This is a genomic window from Mucilaginibacter sp. P4_C11, assembly GCF_056402115.1.
On the sequence record NZ_JBFUIA010000002.1, the window covers coordinates 279,592 to 300,426 of the forward strand.

Annotated in this window: 12 protein-coding genes; all 12 read left to right on the forward strand. The window is 43.2% G+C overall.

All coding sequences use genetic code 11. The annotated features are described in order from the left end of the window. Positions 1-98: 98 nt before the first annotated feature. The gene (locus tag AC1DU2_RS03125) at positions 99-3,269 is read left to right on the forward strand and encodes a SusC/RagA family TonB-linked outer membrane protein (protein ID WP_477382722.1); all 3,171 of its coding nucleotides are present in this window, start codon (positions 99-101) and stop codon (positions 3,267-3,269) included. A gap of 26 nt (positions 3,270-3,295) precedes the next feature. Next, positions 3,296-4,879, forward strand: a complete 1,584-nt coding sequence (locus AC1DU2_RS03130) for a RagB/SusD family nutrient uptake outer membrane protein (RefSeq protein ID WP_477382723.1) — start codon at positions 3,296-3,298, stop codon at positions 4,877-4,879. Positions 4,880-4,905: 26 nt separating this feature from the next. Next, a complete protein-coding gene (locus AC1DU2_RS03135; protein WP_477382724.1) occupies positions 4,906-6,447 on the forward strand; it encodes a glycan-binding surface protein in 1,542 nt (513 codons plus the stop codon). A gap of 303 nt (positions 6,448-6,750) precedes the next feature. Then, the gene (locus AC1DU2_RS03140) at positions 6,751-8,214 is read left to right on the forward strand and encodes a cellulase family glycosylhydrolase (protein WP_477382725.1); all 1,464 of its coding nucleotides are present in this window, start codon (positions 6,751-6,753) and stop codon (positions 8,212-8,214) included. A gap of 261 nt (positions 8,215-8,475) precedes the next feature. Further along, positions 8,476-9,027, forward strand: a complete 552-nt coding sequence (locus AC1DU2_RS03145) for a hypothetical protein (protein WP_477382726.1) — start codon at positions 8,476-8,478, stop codon at positions 9,025-9,027. Positions 9,028-9,634: 607 nt separating this feature from the next. Beyond that, on the forward strand, positions 9,635-11,113 hold the full coding sequence (locus AC1DU2_RS03150; RefSeq protein WP_477382728.1) for a cellulase family glycosylhydrolase: 1,479 nt from the start codon (positions 9,635-9,637) through the stop codon (positions 11,111-11,113). Between the two features lie 137 nt (positions 11,114-11,250). After that, on the forward strand, positions 11,251-13,029 hold the full coding sequence (locus AC1DU2_RS03155; RefSeq protein ID WP_477382730.1) for a family 43 glycosylhydrolase: 1,779 nt from the start codon (positions 11,251-11,253) through the stop codon (positions 13,027-13,029). A 118-nt stretch (positions 13,030-13,147) separates the two neighbouring features. Further along, the gene (locus AC1DU2_RS03160; protein WP_477382732.1) at positions 13,148-13,441 is read left to right on the forward strand and encodes a hypothetical protein; all 294 of its coding nucleotides are present in this window, start codon (positions 13,148-13,150) and stop codon (positions 13,439-13,441) included. A gap of 188 nt (positions 13,442-13,629) precedes the next feature. Further along, a complete protein-coding gene (locus tag AC1DU2_RS03165; RefSeq protein WP_477382733.1) occupies positions 13,630-13,860 on the forward strand; it encodes a hypothetical protein in 231 nt (76 codons plus the stop codon). A gap of 314 nt (positions 13,861-14,174) precedes the next feature. Next, the gene (galA, locus tag AC1DU2_RS03170; RefSeq protein ID WP_477382734.1) at positions 14,175-17,054 is read left to right on the forward strand and encodes a beta-galactosidase GalA; all 2,880 of its coding nucleotides are present in this window, start codon (positions 14,175-14,177) and stop codon (positions 17,052-17,054) included. A gap of 30 nt (positions 17,055-17,084) precedes the next feature. Beyond that, entirely contained in the window at positions 17,085-19,241 is a 2,157-nt protein-coding gene (locus AC1DU2_RS03175) for a glycoside hydrolase family 3 C-terminal domain-containing protein (protein ID WP_477382735.1), read from the forward strand. 94 nt (positions 19,242-19,335) lie between these two features. Then, positions 19,336-20,697 (forward strand): glycoside hydrolase family 43 protein, encoded by a 1,362-nt coding sequence (locus AC1DU2_RS03180; RefSeq protein WP_477382736.1) that lies wholly within the window; start codon positions 19,336-19,338, stop codon positions 20,695-20,697. Positions 20,698-20,835: the final 138 nt, after the last annotated feature.

Below are 20,835 nucleotides of genomic sequence, written 5' to 3' on the forward strand. Positions count from 1 at the left end.
ATGAGAGAAAAACCAATTAATTACTAACCAAACACCAATGAACCAATTATCAAACCTTAAAATCCTTTTAAAAGATGGATAAAAATTTACAAAGAAGAATGAGACACCAGATTTCATTATTTATCACGGGCATGTTTCTTTATTTTTCAGCCCATGCACAAACCGTAAGTATTACGGGTAAAATAACAAGCGCCGACGATGGCCAGCCAATACCCGGAGTAAGCATTAGAATTAAAGGGACAGGCCTGGGCACTGTGTCCAGCATTGATGGCAGCTACAATATAGCGGCTGAGCCGGGCAAGGTACTCGTTTTTAACTTTTTAGGCTATGCGCCACGGGAAATAACTGTTAAGCAGGCCGGTTCAATTAACGTCAGGCTCAGTTCAACATCCAGCAATTTGAACGAGGTTGTTGTTATTGGTTATGCTAAAGCACGAAGACCGGATATAACCGGCTCTATCAGTTCCATAAGGGGCGACGATTTGCGCCAAACTCAACCCACTACTTTTGACCAGGCCCTGCAAGGTAAAGTTGCCGGGGTTGTTGTTCAACAAGTGTCGGGCCAGCCAGGTGGCGGTGTCTCTATTCAAATACGGGGGGTATCTTCCATAAGTGGTTCTAACTCGCCAATGTATGTGATAGATGGTATTATTATTCCCCCGGTTGGCGACCCCGGGAATGGTGGAAATCCGTTAAACACTATCAATCCTGCTGAAATTGAATCAATAGACGTATTAAAGGATGCTTCCGCGACTGCCATATACGGTTCGCAGGCAACCAATGGCGTAGTTGTTATCACTACAAAAAGGGGTAAAGTCGGACCGCCAACGGTAAATTATGATTTTTATACAGGTGATCAGGAGTTGCCCAAGAAACTCCCTGTAGTTAACTTGCAACAGCTCGCTACTATTTTGAATGACCGGGCACAAGTTTGGGGCTTCGATGCCAGACCCGAATTCGAAAATCCTCAATATTTAGGTACAGGTACCGACTGGCAAAAAGAACTGTTCCGCAGGGCGCCAATGAACAACCATAACCTAACAATAAGCGGTGGCGATTCCAGAACCCAATATTTACTATCAACCTCGTATTTTGACCAGGAAGGGATAGCCCTTGGATCTGATTTTAAAAGATACTCCGTAAGGCTGAATTTAGATAACAAAACTACTAATTGGCTAAAAGTAGGAACCAGCCTTCAATTGGCCCATGTTTATGAAAATCAAAATACTACTGCCTCGGGCGTAATTAATTCGGCGTTAAACATGACACCAGATGTTCCGGTTCAAAACTCTGATGGCTCCTACGGCGGTGTTACCAACCCGAACGGTTATACTGCACCTGTTCCTAACCCGGTGGCAATGGCCAAGATTGTCACAAACGTAAGGAGAAGGAACCAGATATTTGGCAATGCATATGCCGAAATACAATTTACTAAAGATTTGTCGTTGCGCAATGAAGTATCCGGTAATTTCGATTTTAGTTCTGAAGATAATTTTAACCCAACTTATAAATTTGGTTTATTTACTAATGGTATTAACAGAGCTAATTCGAACCTAAGCCAAAATTTTTATACGGTAATACGCAGTTTTTTTACTTATAACCATAATTTTAGTAAATATAGTGTAAATGTCTTGGCAGGGCATGAAGCGCAGATGAGCTCTTTCGAAAATGTTGGCGGCTCACGGACAAATTTCCCTTCAAACAATGTGACGGCCCTTAATTCCGGCGATGCGACTACAGCCAGAAATAGTGGCGATAACTCAGGCCCTAAAGGTAATGGCGGCACGGCACAGGAATCCTATTTCGGACGTGTTAATTTTTCCTGGAACGATAAATACCTGATCACCGGTAATATTCGGGACGATGGTTCATCGAATTTTATGGTCAACCGAAATTGGGCTGTTACCTATTCGGGCGCAGTCGCCTGGAAAATTAACAATGAGGCATTTTTAAAAGGCGTAAAATCTATAAATGAATTAAAGCTTCGGCTTGGTTATGGGCTTACCAACAATCAGGGCATACCCGGCAATACTTTCGTGACCCAACTTTCATCAGTGGCCAATGGCTTATCGGGTACGGCACAGTTTCAAAACAATTTGGCAAACCCTTTTGTAACCTGGGAAAAAACAAAATATTATAACTTGGGCCTTGATGGTACGTTCTTTAACGGGCGGATTAGTTTTTCATTAGATGTTTACGACCGCGAAACAAACGGACTTTTATTAAAGGTACCGTTGCCATTGTACAGCGGTACTACATCAGGGTGGTCGCCTGGATCCATGCAGGCACCTTTTGTCAATATCGGTGCTGTAAGCAACAAAGGGTTCGACTTCCGGGTCAGTTCTACCAATATTAACAGCAGAAATTTTTCCTGGAAAACTGATCTTACATTATCGCGCAATGTCAATAAAGTACTTAATTTAGGTTCAGGCGGATCTGATGCTAACTTGAGCCAAACCTCTTATGTGATTAACGATGTGGTGGAAAAAACGATGGTGGGGCAGCCCATCGGCGAATTTTATGGCTATGTATTTGATGGCGTATTTGCAACCTCAAAAGATTTTCTAACACATGCCTTGCCAGCTAACCAAGCCGGGGTACCTTATCCGGTTTCTGCGGTAGGGGGCGGTATTTGGTACGGCGACCGCAAGTTTAAAGATTTGAATGGCGACGGTATTATTGACTCAAGGGACGAAACTTTTTTGGGTTCCCCGCTCCCAAAATTCCAGTATGGCATCAATAATACATTTAGATACAAAAATTTCGACCTGAATTTTTTCTTCAGCGGCAGCTATGGCAATAAAGTATTTAATCAACTGGCTGTAGCACAAAGCAATCCGCAAAATAATAGCACCTATTTTACATCAGTATTAAATTATGCCCATTTGGCTTTAATTGACCCAGCCGGCTCGGCATCCGATGTTAACAATGTATATGTTACTAATCCGAATACAACCACTGTGGGGTTGAGAAACGACAATACCAACGGTAATAACCGTTCTAATAGTCTGTTTATCGAAGATGGGTCATTCCTGAAGTGCAAAAACATCACCTTGGGTTACCGATTGCCAGAAAGTATTTTGTCGAAAATATACGTGCACTCAATCCGGGTTTATGGTACAGTGGCCAACGCCTTTACAATTACAAAATATACCGGCATGGATCCTGAAATTGGTTCATGGAACCCACTCCAGGCAGGCTGGGATGGTGGTTATTATCCTCAGCCAAGAGTATTTACTATTGGCGCCAGTATAACATTTAACAAATAAGGAATCACCAATTAAAAAGGATATTTATGAAACCAATTAGTAAAATGATAATTTTTTTGGTATTTGCAGCAGCAATTGCCGGATGCAAAAAGAGTTTTTTGGAACGCCCTTCCAACTCGCAGATAAGTTCTAATAATTTTTACAAAACTACTTCCGATTTAAGGCTGGCCACAGCAAACCTATATGGCGGTTCTGACTGGTGGCAATTTCATTCTGCTTCTTTGTTGCCAATTAGTGACGCATTGAGCGGAAATGGCTATAAAGGATATTATCAGGATTTACATGAGCTTTTTACGCGTACCATTACAGCGCAAAATGGCATTGTATCGCAAGCCTGGATAGGCTTGTACAACGTTATCGCACAATGTAATACGGTTATCGATGCGATTCAAAGCCAGGCATCATCTTCAATTTCCGTTTCTGATAGAAATGCCGCCATTGGCGAAGCTAAATTTATCCGTGCCGTAGCCTATTATCATTTGGCAGTTTACTGGGGCGCCGTGCCTATTATTGAGGATAACAGTAAACTAATACAAAACTCCTTGCTTAACCGCAATACGGTTTCGGATGTTTATAAATTTATTGCCAATGACCTGACTTACGCGGCGCAAAGCCTTCCTGCAAAAGATGTAGCTGGCAGGGTAACCACATGGTCGGCGCAAGGGATGCTGGGCAAAGTATATTTAACCTGGGCGGGCTTGGGCAAAAGCGGCTCACGCGACCAGGCATTGCTGGACAGCGCCAAAAAGTATGCAGGCAATGTGTGTAATAACAGCGCCTTGTCTTTGCTTCCCAGCTATTATGATCTTTTCACGGTGCAACACAACGATGTCCCCGAAGATTTATTCTCCCTTCAATGGGCGGGAGGTGTGGGTTATGGCAGTGGCAACACCTGGGCCGGACTCCTTGCGCCAAGCACCGCTGTAACCGCGCAGAAGGAAGGTGCGTGGGGTACCATACAGATCACCTACGACTTTTATCTGGCATATACAGCGCAAGATAGCCTAAGGCGCAGAGCCACTATTATGCTCACCGGAGATCATTATCCTGAATTGAATGCTGCGGGTGGTGGTTATACGGCAATACAGGTGAGTTTGAAAAAACACATTATCGGTAACGAGAAAGATAACAACTTGCCAACGATGGACATTTGGTCATCTCCTGAACATAATGCAATGCTTAGGTTGGCCGATGTGTACCTGATATATGCCGAAGCCATTTTGGGCAACAATGCAACCACCTCCGATGGTACAGCCCTGAAATATTTTAACGCGGTGCGGTCAAGGGCTGGGGTGAATCAGGCCTCGGTGTTGAACCCTGCAACCATCCTAAATGAAAGAAGAATTGAATTGGCTTTTGAGGGGCAATATTGGATAGACCTGGTACGGCTTTCTTATTACGACCCCGCAACGGCTATCAATATCCTCAATAACCAGCAACGCGTTACATTCAGTTATAAAAGTGGGGTTGCAACACCAACAGCAGCGGGTAATGATGGCGGGCCGCAAACTGTTAATCCGGCGACAATAGACTCATTTACATTGCCAATACCGGCATCAGAGGTGACCAGCGACCCCAAATTGCTGAATCCGCCGATACCTTATTATTAATTTTTTAACAGCTAAATTATATTAAAATGAAAAGAAATTTAGACATCCGCTTGTATTTTTTGCCGCTATTTTTGATGATGGTGGCTTTACTGCCGGCTTGTAAGAAAAATACCGAGAGTTCTTCTATCCCCCCTGTTGTTACAAGCGTAAGATTGTATCATGCGGCAGGTAAGGATACGCTTTTGAGTACTGGTGATCCACAAACTGATCCTACCTGGTCAGGTGGATCATACAAATATGTGGTTATAATTGGGAAGAATCTGAAAAATGCAACAGAAATTGAGTTCGACGGCGTTTCTGCATCCTTTAACCCTGCTTTATTAGCATCGGGAAGCGCGGTGGTACAAATACCAAACATCATATATTCAAAAATTGACACTGCTAAGCTCTATACCTTAACCTATAAAACACCGGCAGGTTCAACAACCTTTTCTTTTAAATTGGGGCCTGCGGCACCTGCTATTTACGCTATATCTGATGTATTTGCTAACCCCGGCGACTCGGTTTATCTTTTTGGTGCCAATTTAGTGCTGGTTCAAAAGTTTGTATATGGAGGAACCCCAATCACAAAGTTTAATTCGAGCCTTTATGGCGACTCCCTCGGCTTTTTGATGCCGGCAACGACATCCAACAAGCTAGTAACGGTAACTACTAAGTCTGGTACCGCTATGGAGACAATAAAAGCCACACCAGTTACTTCCTGGATTTCCAACGAAAATCCCAGCCCTGGCGATTCAGTTTATATTTATGGCACTTATTTTAAGGACATTCAATCGCTAACCTTTGCGGGTACCGCAGTTACTTCTTTCACAACATCAAAAGATACAAAGTCTGTTGGTTTTGTTGCGCCTGCGCTATCGCAAAGCGGACCGGTATCTATTACCACATCGTACGGCACGGGTACTACTCCTTACAATGTTTATACTCCAACATATCTAAAAAACGGTGTTATAGAAAATATGGATGGTTCTGGTGTCCTTTATGCGGATTATGGTGGTAATGCTTCTAGCTGGGGGGACGGTATTGGTGGTATTGATGCCAACAACAATAACCGGTACGGCTGGTTTACAGAAACAACTGCCTTTAATGGCGTAATGGGCACAAACCATACCATGTTTATTTTTGTGAATACCGGTGTTTTGAGTGGCGGCTCTTCTAATGGTGGTATTATTTTAGCAAGTAATCAATGGGTACCAGCAGCCAACCTTACTGACGCCCCGGACAACTGGGCCTTGAAAATGGAAATAAGTGTACCGACCGACTGGAATGGTGGTGCACTGGATATTAAAACAGATGTAGGCGGCTATATATACAGATGGGAACCATGGAAAACCGGAAAAGCGTACAAAACAAAGGGGTGGGTTACTATAACTATCCCGTTGTCGTCGTTTCGTGCAAGTAATGCATTGGGCGAGGGTATGGGAGCTCCCTTAACTAATATCACCGATTTGGTGGGCTCATCAGGAAAAACCGGCGCCTACCTATATAGGCATAATTATGACGCAGCAACTACAACAACTGGCTTTTATGTTGCATTCGATAATATTCGTGTTGTAAAAATTAAATAAGCTAAAGCCTCCACGGCAGCATATCGCTTTGGGGGCTTTTTGCCTCGAAAATATTGGTAAAAAGGATAGGGAAGCGAAACGAGGGAAATAGGGAAGAGAACTTAGGGGATCCTGATATGACAACCCCCAATTTATCATTTTGGATTCGCCAAAACGGAGAAGATGTTAGAGTAACGAAATTAACAGTAAAAAGATCAACGTACAATTAAGCCGCTATCATAGCGGGCAAAAAAAAGATATCATGCTGATATTTTTTAGTACGGGAGATGTTTATGCAATTTTTTAATTAAATGATAGAACAAAATGAAAAAAATGTATTTTTTTAAATCCGCAGTATTTCTTGCTGCGATTATCGCACTTTTCGCCTGCACAAAGGTGAAAACTCCGGCACCGGCCCTCACGGTTAGCGTGTCGACAATTTCTTTTGCGCCCGATGGAGGAAGCCAGGACATAACCGTTACCAGCAATGCCGACTGGAGCGTAAGCAACCCCGCTTTTTCATGGCTGCAATTAAGCGCAACTGCCGGCAAGAGCGGGAGTACCGTTATTCATGTGACGGTGACGTCGCCAAATGGAACCGGGGCAAGCCAGTCGGGTATTTTAAACATAAGTTCATCAAACGGGCAGGCCAGAAGGGTGACGGTTACCCGGGGTCCCTCCATATACCCAAGTTATAACACCTCGCCCAAAGCGCCAGACATGACCGGAATGACCAGTACTGCCGTGCAACTGGCGGCAAAATTTCAAATGGGAATAAATTTTGGCAATACTATGGAATCCCCAAACGAAGGTGATTGGCAGAGTAGTAAAATGACCCTATCGTATGTCAAATATGTCAAACAATTAGGTTTCAATTTTGTACGGATTCCCTGTAACTGGGTTTGGACTCATTTAAGCGATCAGAAAAAGGCAACAATTGACCCTGCATGGCTTGCGCGGGTGAAAGAAGTGGTTGGATGGTGTGTGGCTAATGATATGTATGTGGTACTGAACGATCATGATAGTGCCAATACCAATGTCAATGCAACCAAGCAAGATTCTGTTAATGCGATGCAAAAGGCGATTTGGGAGCAGATTGCTACAACCATGCGCGATTTTGATGAGCACCTTATTTTTGCCGGTTTGAATGAACCTCCGGCTGATAATGCCGCGCAGATGGCCACACTTAATGGTTACCACGAAACATTCATCAAGGCAGTTCGCTCTACCGGGGGCAGGAACAGTTACCGGGTGCTGGTCGTGCAGGGGCCTCACACTGATCCTACTTTAACTACTACTTTGATGACTACGCTTCCTCACGACCCGGTACCTAACAAATTGATGCTCGAAGTACATGACTACACGCCCTATGCATTTACCATTCTGGCGGATGGAGATGCAAGCTGGGGCAAGATGCTTTACTACTGGGGCGCTGGGAATCATTCTACTATTGAGCCAGACCGTAATGCCACCTATGGAGAAGAGGATGCGATCACTGCTGAACTCCAGGCGGTGAAACAGAATTTTATTGATAAAGGTATCCCTGTGATACTGGGTGAATATGCAGTCTGGAGGAGGACTGCCGCCGTCACCAACCCCAATTATCTTCCTAAGGATATGGCTATGCACAACAAGTCTGTGGATTACTGGACAACTTTTGCGACCAAAACGGCTAAGGCGGATGGTCTTATGCCATTCTGGTGGGAGGTAGGGTTTCTCCTAGACAGAAGTAATAATGTGATAAAGGATCAGCCTATGTTTGATGCCCTTAAGGAAGGATATAAGTAAAAGTAATATTGAACTAAGGCTTTCCCGGGATAATAGTACTATGAACAGAAAGGAGAAGTATGAAAATAATGCATCAATAAGCACTAAAAAGAACATGAATAGACAGGTAATAACAAGCCTACGTAAGGTAAGCCTGGCCTTAAAAGCACAAAGACCTGACAGAAGCCCTAATGCTACGCAGCAGGTGGTTTTCAGGTTTTTTCAAACAAATAATGAACAATTTTTAAACTATAAATTATTAATATTAAAAACTCAAGTAAAATGAAGAAAATCACACTATTATTTTTGGCTCTAACAACAGGCATGTTCGCCAAAGCACAGCAAACTGTGTATGCCGAAAATTTTGAATCAAATGTTAAGGCCGTTAGTGATCGCTATACGTATACATTTGCACCATCTACAAAGGCAGGAAAATGGAATGGTGGAGTAGATTTAAAAACCGCTGGCGATGCCAATATAAATTTGCGTCAAGGGTGGGGTGACGGATTTGTATTGAAAATAGAATTCAAAGGTGCTCCTGTTACCATACCTAATATCAATGTGGCTGGTTTTACAAATTTAAACCTGTCTTATGAATTTGCTGTTGAAGAAGCAGGAGATGCTGTAAAACCAAAAATTGAAGTAAGTATTGATGGCGGTGCTTCTTGGGTAACTCTACCTACAGTTGCCAGTGGTGCAGGGTGGAATAAAGATGCAAAATCGGTTGCTTTGCCTTCAGGAAATTATAAAACAATAAGCCTCAGATTGAATCCTAATACTGAAACTTCTAATGCTATAATGTTTGATAATATTATAATTACTGGAACGAAGTAAGCCTGGCGACTGAATCGAACCAATCATGTGACAAGTCAATTAAGGTTTAGATTGAAGGAGTAAAATCAAATTACTTCTTCAATCATTTAAGTTGGTTAAAAATAAATCATTGAATTTTTTATATGAAGGCCAGACGCATTACTATTGAGCCAGACTGCAGCGCCGCTTTTGGAGAAGATGATGTGATCGATTCTGAATTCCAAAAAGATTAAACAGAAGTTTGTTGATAAAGGTATCCCTGTGATACTGGGTGAATATGAAACTTTTAGACGGACTCCCGAATGCAAAGCGGTACTCCCTTGGATATGGCGGCGCACAATAGGTATGTGGATTACTGGCTAACTTTTTCGACCAAACTATGAGAGCGAATGGTCTTTTACTATTCTGGTGGGAGGTGAGTAATGGTTTTGACAGAAAAAATAATGTGGTTAAGGACCAGCGGATGGTAAATGCCATTATTGCTGGATATAAGTAAAATTTAATGTTGGCCAGAGGCAAATAAACGCTGATTCAACAATCCTAAAATTATCCTGAATAATTAATAAAAAATGTTATCAGATGTTTTTAGTGCCGAGATTATTTATAAAAAGTTTAGTTATAGACAAAAATGAAAAAAAAATATTTTTTTAATTCTATAATATTTCTTACCGCGATTATTATGCTTTTCGCCTGCACAAAGGCGAAAACTACCGCGCCGGAACTCACGGTTAGCGTGTCGGCGATTACTTTTGCTCCCGAAGGAGGAAGTCAGGACATTACCGTTACCAGCAATGCTGATTGGAGCGTAAGCAACCCTGCTTTGTCATGGCTGCAATTAAACACTACATCCGGCAAGAGCGGGAGTACCGTTATTCATGTGACAGTGGCGTCGCCAAATGGCACAGGTGCAAGCCAATCTGCAATTGTATATATAAGTTCGTCAAACGGGCAGGCCAGAAGGGTGACGGTTACCCAGGCTCCCACCATATACCCAGGTTATAACACCTCGCCTATAGCGCCAGACATGACTGGAGTGACCAGTACTGCCGTGCAACTGGCTGCAAAAATGGGAACGGGAATGGGAACAAACATTGGCAATACCATGGAGCCCCCAAACGAAGCTGATTGGCAGAATGGTAATAAAATTACCGATTCATATATAAAATATTTGAAAGCAACAGGTTTCAGTGCGATACGACTTCCTTGTTCATGGAATTGGAATCATCTAAGCGACCGGAAAAAGGCAACAATTGATCCTGCATGGCTTGCGCGGGTGAAACAAGTGGTTGGATATTGTGTGAATAATGGTGTGTATGTGATAGTGAATATTCACTGGGACAACGGCTGGCTGGAAAATAATATTACCGATGCTAAGAAAGATTCTGTTAATGCGAAACAAAAAGCGCTTTGGGAACAGATAGCTACAACCTTGCGTGATTTTGATGAGCACCTTTTGTTTGCCAGCGCAAATGAACCTGCGGCTGACAACGCCGCGCAGATGGCCATATTGAATAGTTATCACGAAACATTCATTAAGGCAGTTCGCTCTACCGGGGGCAGAAACGCCTACCGGGTGCTGGTTGTGCAGGGGCCTCACACTAATATTTCTATAACTGCTACTTTGATGACTACTATGCCTCACGACCCGGTACCTAACAAGTTGATGCTCGAGGTGCACGACTACACACCTGCTGGATTTACGTTACTAACGGATGGAGATGTAAGCTGGGGCAAAATGGTTTACTACTGGGGGACTGGGAACGTTTCTACTATTGAGCCAGACCGCAACAACACCCCTGGAAATGGAGACGAGGCTGCGATCACTGCTGAATACCAAAAGATGAAAGTGAATTTTGTTGATAAAGGTATCCCTGTGGTGCTTGGTGAATATGCAGCCCCGAGGAGGACTGACCCTAACAGGCCTATGCCTAAGGATACGTTGATGAACAACAGGTCTGTGGACTACTGGGCAACTTTTACGACCAAAACGGCTAAAGCGAATGGTATGCTGCCATTCTGGTGGGAGGTAGGAAATATGTTAGACAGGGCTAATAATGGGATAATAGACCAGCGCATGTATAATGCCATTAAATTAGGATATAAGTAAAATTAATGTTGGGTTAAAGCTTTTACCGGAACAGCGGTGCCGTGAACAGATTGGACAGTACCGTTTTCTTGACGTATATGATTGGTATTGAGTGTGAAAAGATAAATTAAACTAACAAAAATGAACAATATAATAATATGAAAAAGGGCCTTGCTATATTTTTAGGTTTACTATTTTTGGTCACATTGCCTGCTTTTTCCTGTAAGAAGAAAGAGATTGAGACTCAACTCACTGTTTCTTCCTTGCAAGTTGTTTTTGAGTCGGAAGGAGGTAGTGCCGATGTTGCTATCACCGGCAATGTTAATTGGACAGCGACAGCCAACATCTCACTTCCGTGGTTAACGATAAGCCGGTCATCGGGAGGTCCGGGAAATGTTACGCTTAAATTAACCGCGAACGCTAACAACACGGGTGCTGGCCGCGAGGCGATAGTGACTATCACAGCTTCGAATAGTGATGCCAGGCAAATTCAAGTTACGCAACCAGATAATGAAGATCTGGAAGCAAAATTCGCAAAAGTTTCGCCGAAACTTCTCACCAATAATGCGAACCCTTTATTAGATTTTATGTTTACGGCCGACCCAACCGCTATAGAATACAATGGAAGAGTTTACGTGTATGCCACGAATGATCATCAACAGTTTGAGCATGTAGGAAAGGATGGGAAAAATAGTTACGGGTATATCCGTACACTGGTTATGATGTCTTCCGATGATATGGTCAACTGGACTTATCATGGCCTCATAAATACAGCAAAGCTGGCACCATGGAGTCAGAATTCCTGGGCGCCTTCCATTGAATCCAGGCTGGAAGCAGACGGCAAAACGCACTTCTATTTGTATTACTCCAATGGCGGTGGTGGCTCGGCCGTGCTTACTTCCACATCTCCCGTTGGCCCCTGGAAAGACCCATTAGGAAAGAATATAGTCGACCGTTCTGTCCCCGGTGTGGATGTCGGTGCTCCATTCGATCCCGGAGTTGTGATTGACGGCCAGGGTACAGGCTGGCTGGTTTTTGGAGCCGGAACGCCCAAAACAAAATATATGCCGGATAATGCCAGGATTGTCAAATTAGGAGCAGATATGATCAGTTTGGCCAGCAATATTTCTAAGATACCCGCTCCTTATTTTAATGAGGCCAGCGACCTTAACTTTATCAATGGAACCTGGGTTTATAGCTATTGTACGAGTTGGGATGAACGGACTGAATGGCCTTATAGCAATATTGCTAAACCAACCGCATGCAACATATCTTATATGACGAGTAAAACACCCTTAAATCCGGATAGTTGGAAGTATCGTGATAATTACTTTAAGAATACTGGTGACCTTAACGTGGGACCTTTGACAAACAATCACACTCACGTGTTCAAGTTTAAAGACAAATATTATCTTGCCTACCATGCCATGTATTTACAGGATTATTTTAACACCAAGGGTGGTTTTCGTAATGCGGGTATCGAACCAATACAGGTAGATGAAGGGAGTGATGTGACTTTCCCCATGGTCAGCGCTACTTTTAAGGGCCCGTCACAACTTAGCCTATTAAATCCATTTGTTGTGCAGCAAGCAGAAACCACTGCAGGCACTTCGGGGCAAGTCCAGTTCGAAGCTGATGGCAATGAGGGTAATATGGTTGCCATAGGAACAATAGATAAACAATGTCTCATGGTTCGGGGAGCCGATTTTAGCAAACAGGTTCCTGCCAAATTCGAAGCCCGGGTGAAAGGGACAGGTAGAATTGATGTTTATGTAAATAATCTTAAAGGACCGGCTCTTGTTTCCCTTACATGTGATGCGAAGGACTGGACTACGCTCTCAAAGAAAATAGCACAGAACATACCTAAGGGAGTAGGGAATATCTATTTTGTATTTAATGGGGAGGGTTTTTTGTTTGATGAATGGAAATTTTATTAAGTCCGATCAGGAGTTTGAAAATTAAATAAGAGAGAGTTTTAGTTGAATATAAGTGGATGTCCGGGGCCTTTACCGAGAGGTCCCGGCATTTTTTAACTATAACAATTCTGTTTTCAACATGAAGGAAATCAACAGTAATCTATTTGAACGCAGGCGATATCCGCGGGGAATGATATCTGGTAAAAAAAAGGAGAACATGGAAGATCAAATGATTTCAAAAGCGCCGGAATTAGATGAAAGTGAAATTAAAGCTTTGATAGAGGATTTTGATACGATTGGGATGTTGCTTAAGGAGCACCTTACTATCTTCAGTAGCCCCATCTTAACGCCTAAATCGAAAGAAATGTGTAACGAGGGCCTGGTTCTTATTAAGAAATTCACTCAAAAATGTTTAGAACATTATGGGATTTAGAACATTATGGGATGCGTTGCCTTCCAAAATAAGATTTTAACTACATGCTATGTGGATATGGACAGGCCACAAGCAGTTAAACAATGGCTCGTCTGCGGTAAAACAACAAATTGAAATAACACCTAATTCTGTGTACTCCCGCGAATTTGACATTCGTGGCAAATGACACCTGGTTAAAAAAAGAGAACATGGAAAATCAAATTATTTCAAAATCGCCGGAATTAGATGAAAGTGAAATTGAAGCTTTGATAGAAAATTTTGAAACGATTGGTATTTTACTGAAGGAGCATCCTGCTTTCTTCAAGAACCCTCTCATATCGCCTGAATCGGAAAGAATATTTAACGAGGGCCTGGTACTTATTAAGAACTTCACTCAAAAATGTTTAGAACATTATGGGTTGCGTTACCTATCAGAGTAAGATTTCAACTATACGCTATGTGGATATGGGCGTGGCACACGCAGTTAAACAGGTAACAAGTTAAAACAAGAAAATGTAGACCGCATGGTGTTCGTACTGAAATTAACAGGCAGTACTGGGGTTATTCGGGTTGGGCCTTTGATTCGGCAACGCGCTTTCCTCCGGGAACAGCCCTTGGCGCGAGCTGGAATCCCGAGTTGGCCTTAAACCAGGGGATTGTGAAAATTGCGGCCGCAAATAAAAAGTATCGTGGAGAAGAAAAGATTATACAACATTTTAGGATTATCGGACTTGCCAGCGCAGGTTAATTGACAATGAAAAATAAATATATAAAAAAAGGGATCCTTTGTATCCTGTTACTGGTAACGGTAAAAACAGCCACCTATGCGCAGCCTTCGGTGGCCGCATCAAAACGCGAACACGTGTGTATAGATAATGACTGGCGCTTTGCATTAGGACATCCGTATGATCCGGCAAAGGATTTTTATAACGGAACCGGAGGTTTTTCCTATTTCGCTAAAACCGGCTTTGGCGACGGCGCTGCATCGCCGGGATTTGATGATAGGGGATGGCGTAAAATTAACCTGCCGCACGACTGGGCGGTTGAACAGCCTTTTAGTCCTAAGGGTAGCACAAGCCACGGATCGAAGGCGATAGGCCGGAACTTTCCTGATGCCAGCGTGGGCTGGTATCGTAAAACTTTTGCTGTTCCGGCTACCGATCTGGGTAAGCATATATCCTTAGCCTTCGACGGTGTTTTTCGCAACAGCGTAGTTTGGGTCAACGGGCATTACCTGGGTACCGAGCCCAGTGGCTATAATAGCTTTGAGTACGATATTTCTGAATATTTGAACTATGGCGGTAATAATGTTATAGCAGTACGGGCTGATGCAACCATGGAAGAAGGCTGGTTTTATGAAGGCGCCGGTATTTACCGGCATGTTTGGCTCAATAAAACCGACCAGCTGCATATTGCTGCTAACGGAACATGTGTTACGACCCAGGTAAAAAATAATATTGCTAATGTTAATGCAACGGCCACGATTATTAATAGCGATAAAAAAGCAAGAAGCTTCAGCGTAACACAAACCATTGTTGACGCCGATGGCAAAACGCTTGCTACCGGCAAAACGACAGCGCTTACTTTGATGCCTTTTACATCGCAGGATGTTAAAAGCGTTTTACCTGTAACTAATCCTAAGCTATGGTCGATAGAAACCCCCTTCCTGCACCGCTTGCTTACCACCGTTGAAGAGAATGGCGCTGTTACCGACAGTTATACAACAACATTTGGAATTCGCACCATCAGGTTTGATGCCAACGAAGGTTTTTTTCTGAATGGCAAACACGTTAAAATAAAGGGAACCAATAATCATCAGGATCATGCCGGTGTAGGTGCTGCCATGCCCGATGCTTTACAGGAGTTTCGGATCCGTACTTTAAAAGGTATGGGTTGCAATGCCTATCGCTGTTCACATCATCCGCCAACGCCCGAATTGCTGGATGCCTGCGATAAGTTGGGTATGCTGGTTATAGATGAAAATCGCTTAATGGGCGTAGCATCTACAGAACTAAATGACCTGAAAAGGATGATCCTGCGAGATCGAAACCATCCCAGTATCATCAGTTGGTCAATAGGGAACGAAGAGTGGGGTATTGAAGGTAATATTACCGGGGCGCGTGTAGCCGCTACCATGCAGGCCTTTGCCAAATCTATTGATTCGAGCCGTTATATCACTGCAGCCATAAGTGGCGGCATTGGCAATGGCATATCAACAGTAATAGATGTGCTGGGTTATAATTATGTAGCAACTAAAAATACCGACGAACAACATAAAAAGTTCCCCAAACAGTTTAGCTGGGGTACCGAGGAAGGGTCGACCGTGGCCTCACGAGGAATTTATGAGGATGATATGGGTAAGCAACAACTTGTTGCATACGACAGAAAGCAAAACGACTTTTTTTATAGCCTGGAGCAAGGCTGGAAACATTATGCGGCACGGCCCTACCTGGCGGGTATGTTCATATGGACGGGGTTTGATTACCGCGGCGAGCCTACACCATTTGGGTGGCCTTCGGTAGTATCCTATTTTGGTATGGTTGATGCCTGTGGCTTTCCTAAAGACGATTACTATTATTTAAAATCATGGTGGACAGATCAAACCGTAGTACACCTGCTGCCACACTGGAACTGGCAAGGTAAAGAAGGCCAGGAAATAAGGGTATGTGCTTATAGTAATTGTGACGAGGTTGAACTTTTTCTGAATAAAAAAAGTCTCGGTAAAAAAATTATGGAACCAAACGGGCACCTGGAATGGCAGGTAAAATATCAACCAGGAACGTTGGAAGCCATAGGCTACAAAAAAGGTGCAAAAGCAGGTAGCGATATTGTTAAAACTACTTTGGCACCTGCTCAAATTAAATTACAGGCCGATAGGGCAGCAATAAAAGCCGATGGAAAGGATATTGCCATAATTGCTGTACAGGCTGCTGATAAAAATGCTTTGGGCGTGCCAACGGCCGAAAATGAGGTTGGTTTTTCAATTGAGGGACCTGGTAAAATTATAGGCGTAGGCAACGGAAATCAGACTTCGCTTGAACCCGATCAATATGTAGAGCGGGTTAACCTGGTAAGTATTGGCAATTTAAAGGAAAAATTTGTTGACGATTTAAATGTAAAGGCCGAAGTAGCGGCAGATTATGATGATAGCGGTTGGCAAACTGCATTTAAAGATGTGCGGGATGATAATTTTGGGCAAAAAGTAAAAGCCTTGGTTTACAGGGCTGGCTTTTCCATTCCTGCTGATGCTGCAAGTGCTACCGCTACATTTTTCAGTAAAAATATTGGCAAAGTGCAAACCATTTATATCAATGGTAAGCAGATAGCTAAAGAAATTAAGGAGAGTGACGAAAGCCCTGAATTTAAACTGGATGCCTCACTACTGCACCCGGGCACTAATACCATAGCTATTGTGGCTACGCCATTGCTCAAAGCGAATATCTGGTCGGCCGTTAATACCGATCCCGGTTTAATACAGCTGCTTTATCCGGCTGCGTCTTATAAAAGAAAGCTATTTAACGGGAACGCCCAGGTTATTATACAATCGACCGGGCAGCCAGGCCGGATAATATTAAAAGCAACCTCGCCAGGTTTAAAAGCAACTGTTGTTCAAATTACGGCCGTAGATAAATAGCATCGGCAAGAAGAAAAGAAGTAATAATTTATGAAATATACCATTGCCTGTTTTATGGCATTTTTCGTGGCCGGCGGCGTTTCGGCACAAAGTAAAAGCGAGGTTGCGCTTAAAGCGAAGATCAACAGCATCGTCAGCAAAATGACACTGGAAGAAAAAATAGACATGCTTCACGGCAACGCGCTGTTTTCTTCGGCAGGCGTAAGCCGTTTGGGTATCCCGGAGCTAACCTGCGATGATGGGCCCTTAGGCGTACGTGAAGAAATAAAGCGCTTTGATTGGGCATCGGCTAACTGGACAACCGATTCTGCCACGTTTTTACCAAATGGCTCGGCCATAGCAGCCACCTGGAATCCCTTAATGGCCAACCGGTATGGCGTAGTTATAGGCGAGGAAGCCAATGCCCGTAAAAAGCATATAATGCTTGCCCCTGCATTCAATATCTGCCGGATGCCCCTTTGCGGCCGTACCTATGAATATTATTCGGAAGATCCATATTTAAACGCTCAATTGGATGTTCAATCTGTAAAAGGAATTCAAAGCCAGCATGTAGCAGCCTGTATAAAACATTTTGCCGCCAATAACCAGGAACTTAACCGCGATAGCGTAAACATCATAGTTGACGAAAGAGCATTGCGCGAAATTTATTTCCCGGCATTTAAAGCAGCCGTACAGCAGGGGAATGCTTACACGGTTATGTCTGCCTACAATAAGCTGAATGGTTATTGGTGTTCCGAGAATGATTTTTTATTAAATAAAGTACTGAAAAACGAGTGGGGTTTTAAAGGAGTGGTCATGTCAGATTGGTCCGGGACGCACCATACCGTTGCAGCGGCCAATAACGGGCTGGATATCGAGATGGGCTCAGGCGGGCCGTATGATCAGTGGTATTTTGCCCAGCCCTTACTAAAAGCTGTTAAGGAAGGCAAAGTTTCGGTAAAAACAATTGATGATAAAGTGCGCAGGATTTTGTGGGTAATGTACCATACCTCCATGAGCACCAATCATCCCAAAGGATCTATCGCCACACCGGCGCATGCCAAAGCCGCTTATGCTATTGCCTCAGAATCCATCGTCCTGCTAAAAAACGACAACCATTTGTTGCCTTTAAAAGCAGGTAACATTAAAAGCATCGCTGTCATCGGCGATAATGCCATCCGCACATTTGCTTTGGGCGGGTATGGTGCTGGTGTAAAAGCGCAACATGAGATAACAGCGTTAGCAGGTATAAAATCGAGATTCGGTAAAACGGCCAATATCAGCTTTGCCCAGGGCTATAAAGCAAACTACCTGGCAAGTAATAGTGATGAACAAAACCGTGGCTATGACCAACCCGATCAAAAGCTGATTGATGAGGCGGTAGCGCTTGCAAAAACCAGCGATGTTGCCATTTTATGTATCGGTTCCAATCGTGAATATGAAAGTGAAGCCCATGACCGTAAAAGCCTGGAACTGCCTTTTGGGGAACAGGCATTGGTAAACGCGGTAACTGCCGTTAATGCCAATACCATTATTGTAATCATGGCGGGTGCCCCGTATAACCTGGATGAAATCAAAAAAAACAACCACGCGGTTGTTTGGTCGTGGTTTAACGGTTCAGAAGCCGGTAATGCACTGGCCGATGTATTAACAGGCAAAGTAAACCCCTCAGGCAAATTGCCGTTTACCTTCCCGGTATCGTTACATGATTCACCCGCGTTTAACCTGGATACCTATCCGGGCAAAGGCGCAACAGCTGAGTATAAAGAAGGTATACTTGTTGGCTACCGCTGGTACGACACGAAGAAAATTGAACCGCAATTCCCTTTTGGTTATGGACTATCCTATACTGATTTTTCCATCAGCAAACTTTCTACAGATAAATCAAACTATAAAAAGGATGAAATCATCCACGCAAAATTCACCATTAAAAATACAGGCAGCAGATCCGGGGCCGAAGTTGTGCAGTTATATGTAAGTGATCCGGTTAGTTCTGTTCTGCGTCCTGAAAAAGAATTAAAAGCTTTCCAAAAAGTTTTTCTGCAACCCGGCGAAACTAAAACAGTTGAGCTGGATGTAAAGGTTGGGGATCTGGCATTTTATGACGAAACAAAAAAAGGATGGAATACCGAAGCCGGTGAATACATCCTTCAATTAGGTAATTCATCACGCGATATTTCAAAAACAGTAAAAATCCTGGTTAAATAAACCCGAATACCGATAAACTTAGAAATAATTTTCAATGGAAATGACCTGTTGGTCTTGTAAAATAAGTGTAAGAAAACAATTAATAATATTGACTTTGACTATAAAAAAAATATTACCCATTTCAAGTTTGTGCCTGCTCCTGTTCACTGCAACAAGCTTGCAAGCCCAAAACCCAATTATCCAAACCAGGTTTACCGCCGATCCGGCACCTATGGTGTACCACGACACCGTGTTTTTGTACACAGGCCACGACGAGGATAAAGCTACGCCGTTCATTATGAAGGATTGGCACTTATTTTCAACCACAGATATGGTGAATTGGACCGACAGGGGCGCGCCGTTATCGGTAAAAACATTCTCATGGGCAAGTAAAGATGCCTGGGCCGGGCAGTGTATTTTTCGTAATGGTAAATTTTACTGGTATGTGCCGATGACCCGGGCCGACGGCAAAGGTATGGCTATTGGGGTAGCCGTTGGCCCAACAGCCGAAGGGCCATTTATTGATGCCATTGGCCATCCCTTAGCTTATACTGGCCTTGGCGATATTGACCCCACGGTATTTATTGATACCGATGGCCAGGCTTATCTGTATTGGGGAAACCCACAGTTGTTTTATGTGAAATTAAATCAGGATATGATCTCTTATTCAGGAGAGATACAAAAAGTCCCGCTTACGGAGCAAGGGTTTGGGAAACGTACCGGAAATCCCAACCGTTTCAGCCAATACGAGGAAGGGCCCTGGTTTTATAAACGAAAAAACATGTATTATATGGTATATCCTGCCGGTGGTGTGCCGGAGCACATAGCTTTTTCTACCAGTATGGGGCCAACTGGTCCTTGGGTGTACCGGGATACAATTATGCGCAGTATTAAAAAACACGGCGCATTTACAAACCACCCTGGGATGATAGATTACCATGGTAAATCCTACTTTTTTTATCATAACGAAGCTTTACCAGGCGGAGGGGGCTTTACAAGGTCGGTTTGTGTTGATCAATTTACTTATCAACCTGACGGTACAATCTCTATGATCACCCCGACTACCGAAGGCGTAACCGAAGCAGTAAGAAACCTGGATCCTTTTGTTCGTCAGGAGGCCGAAACAATAGCCTGGGAATCGGGTGTTAGTACCGCAACAGGTAATAATGGAGTATACGTAACAAATATAGATAATGGTGATTTTATTAAAGTACGGAGCGTCGATTTTAAAAGTGGCCCAAAATTATTTGGGGCGGATGTTGCAGCAAATACTGATGGAGGTATGATAGAGGTACACATTGACAGTCCCACCGGTTTCTTACTGGGCACGTTATCTGTAAAAAGCACAGGCGGTTTGGATATATGGGGAACCCAATCTGTTGCGGTTAACAAAGCAAGTGGTATTCACGATGTATACTTTGTGTTTAAAGGTAGCCAGGGGCATTTGTTTAATTTCAACTGGTGGAAATTCAATTAGAAATAAATAAGGGCTTACGAATATACTTAATGTAAAGAATAATCAAAGCCGATGAATTTCGGTGAATTTGATAAAGTTAGGCTACCTATGAAAAAAAACGGGGCGTCGGAGAAAATACTGGATTTCAGGCGTTTTATT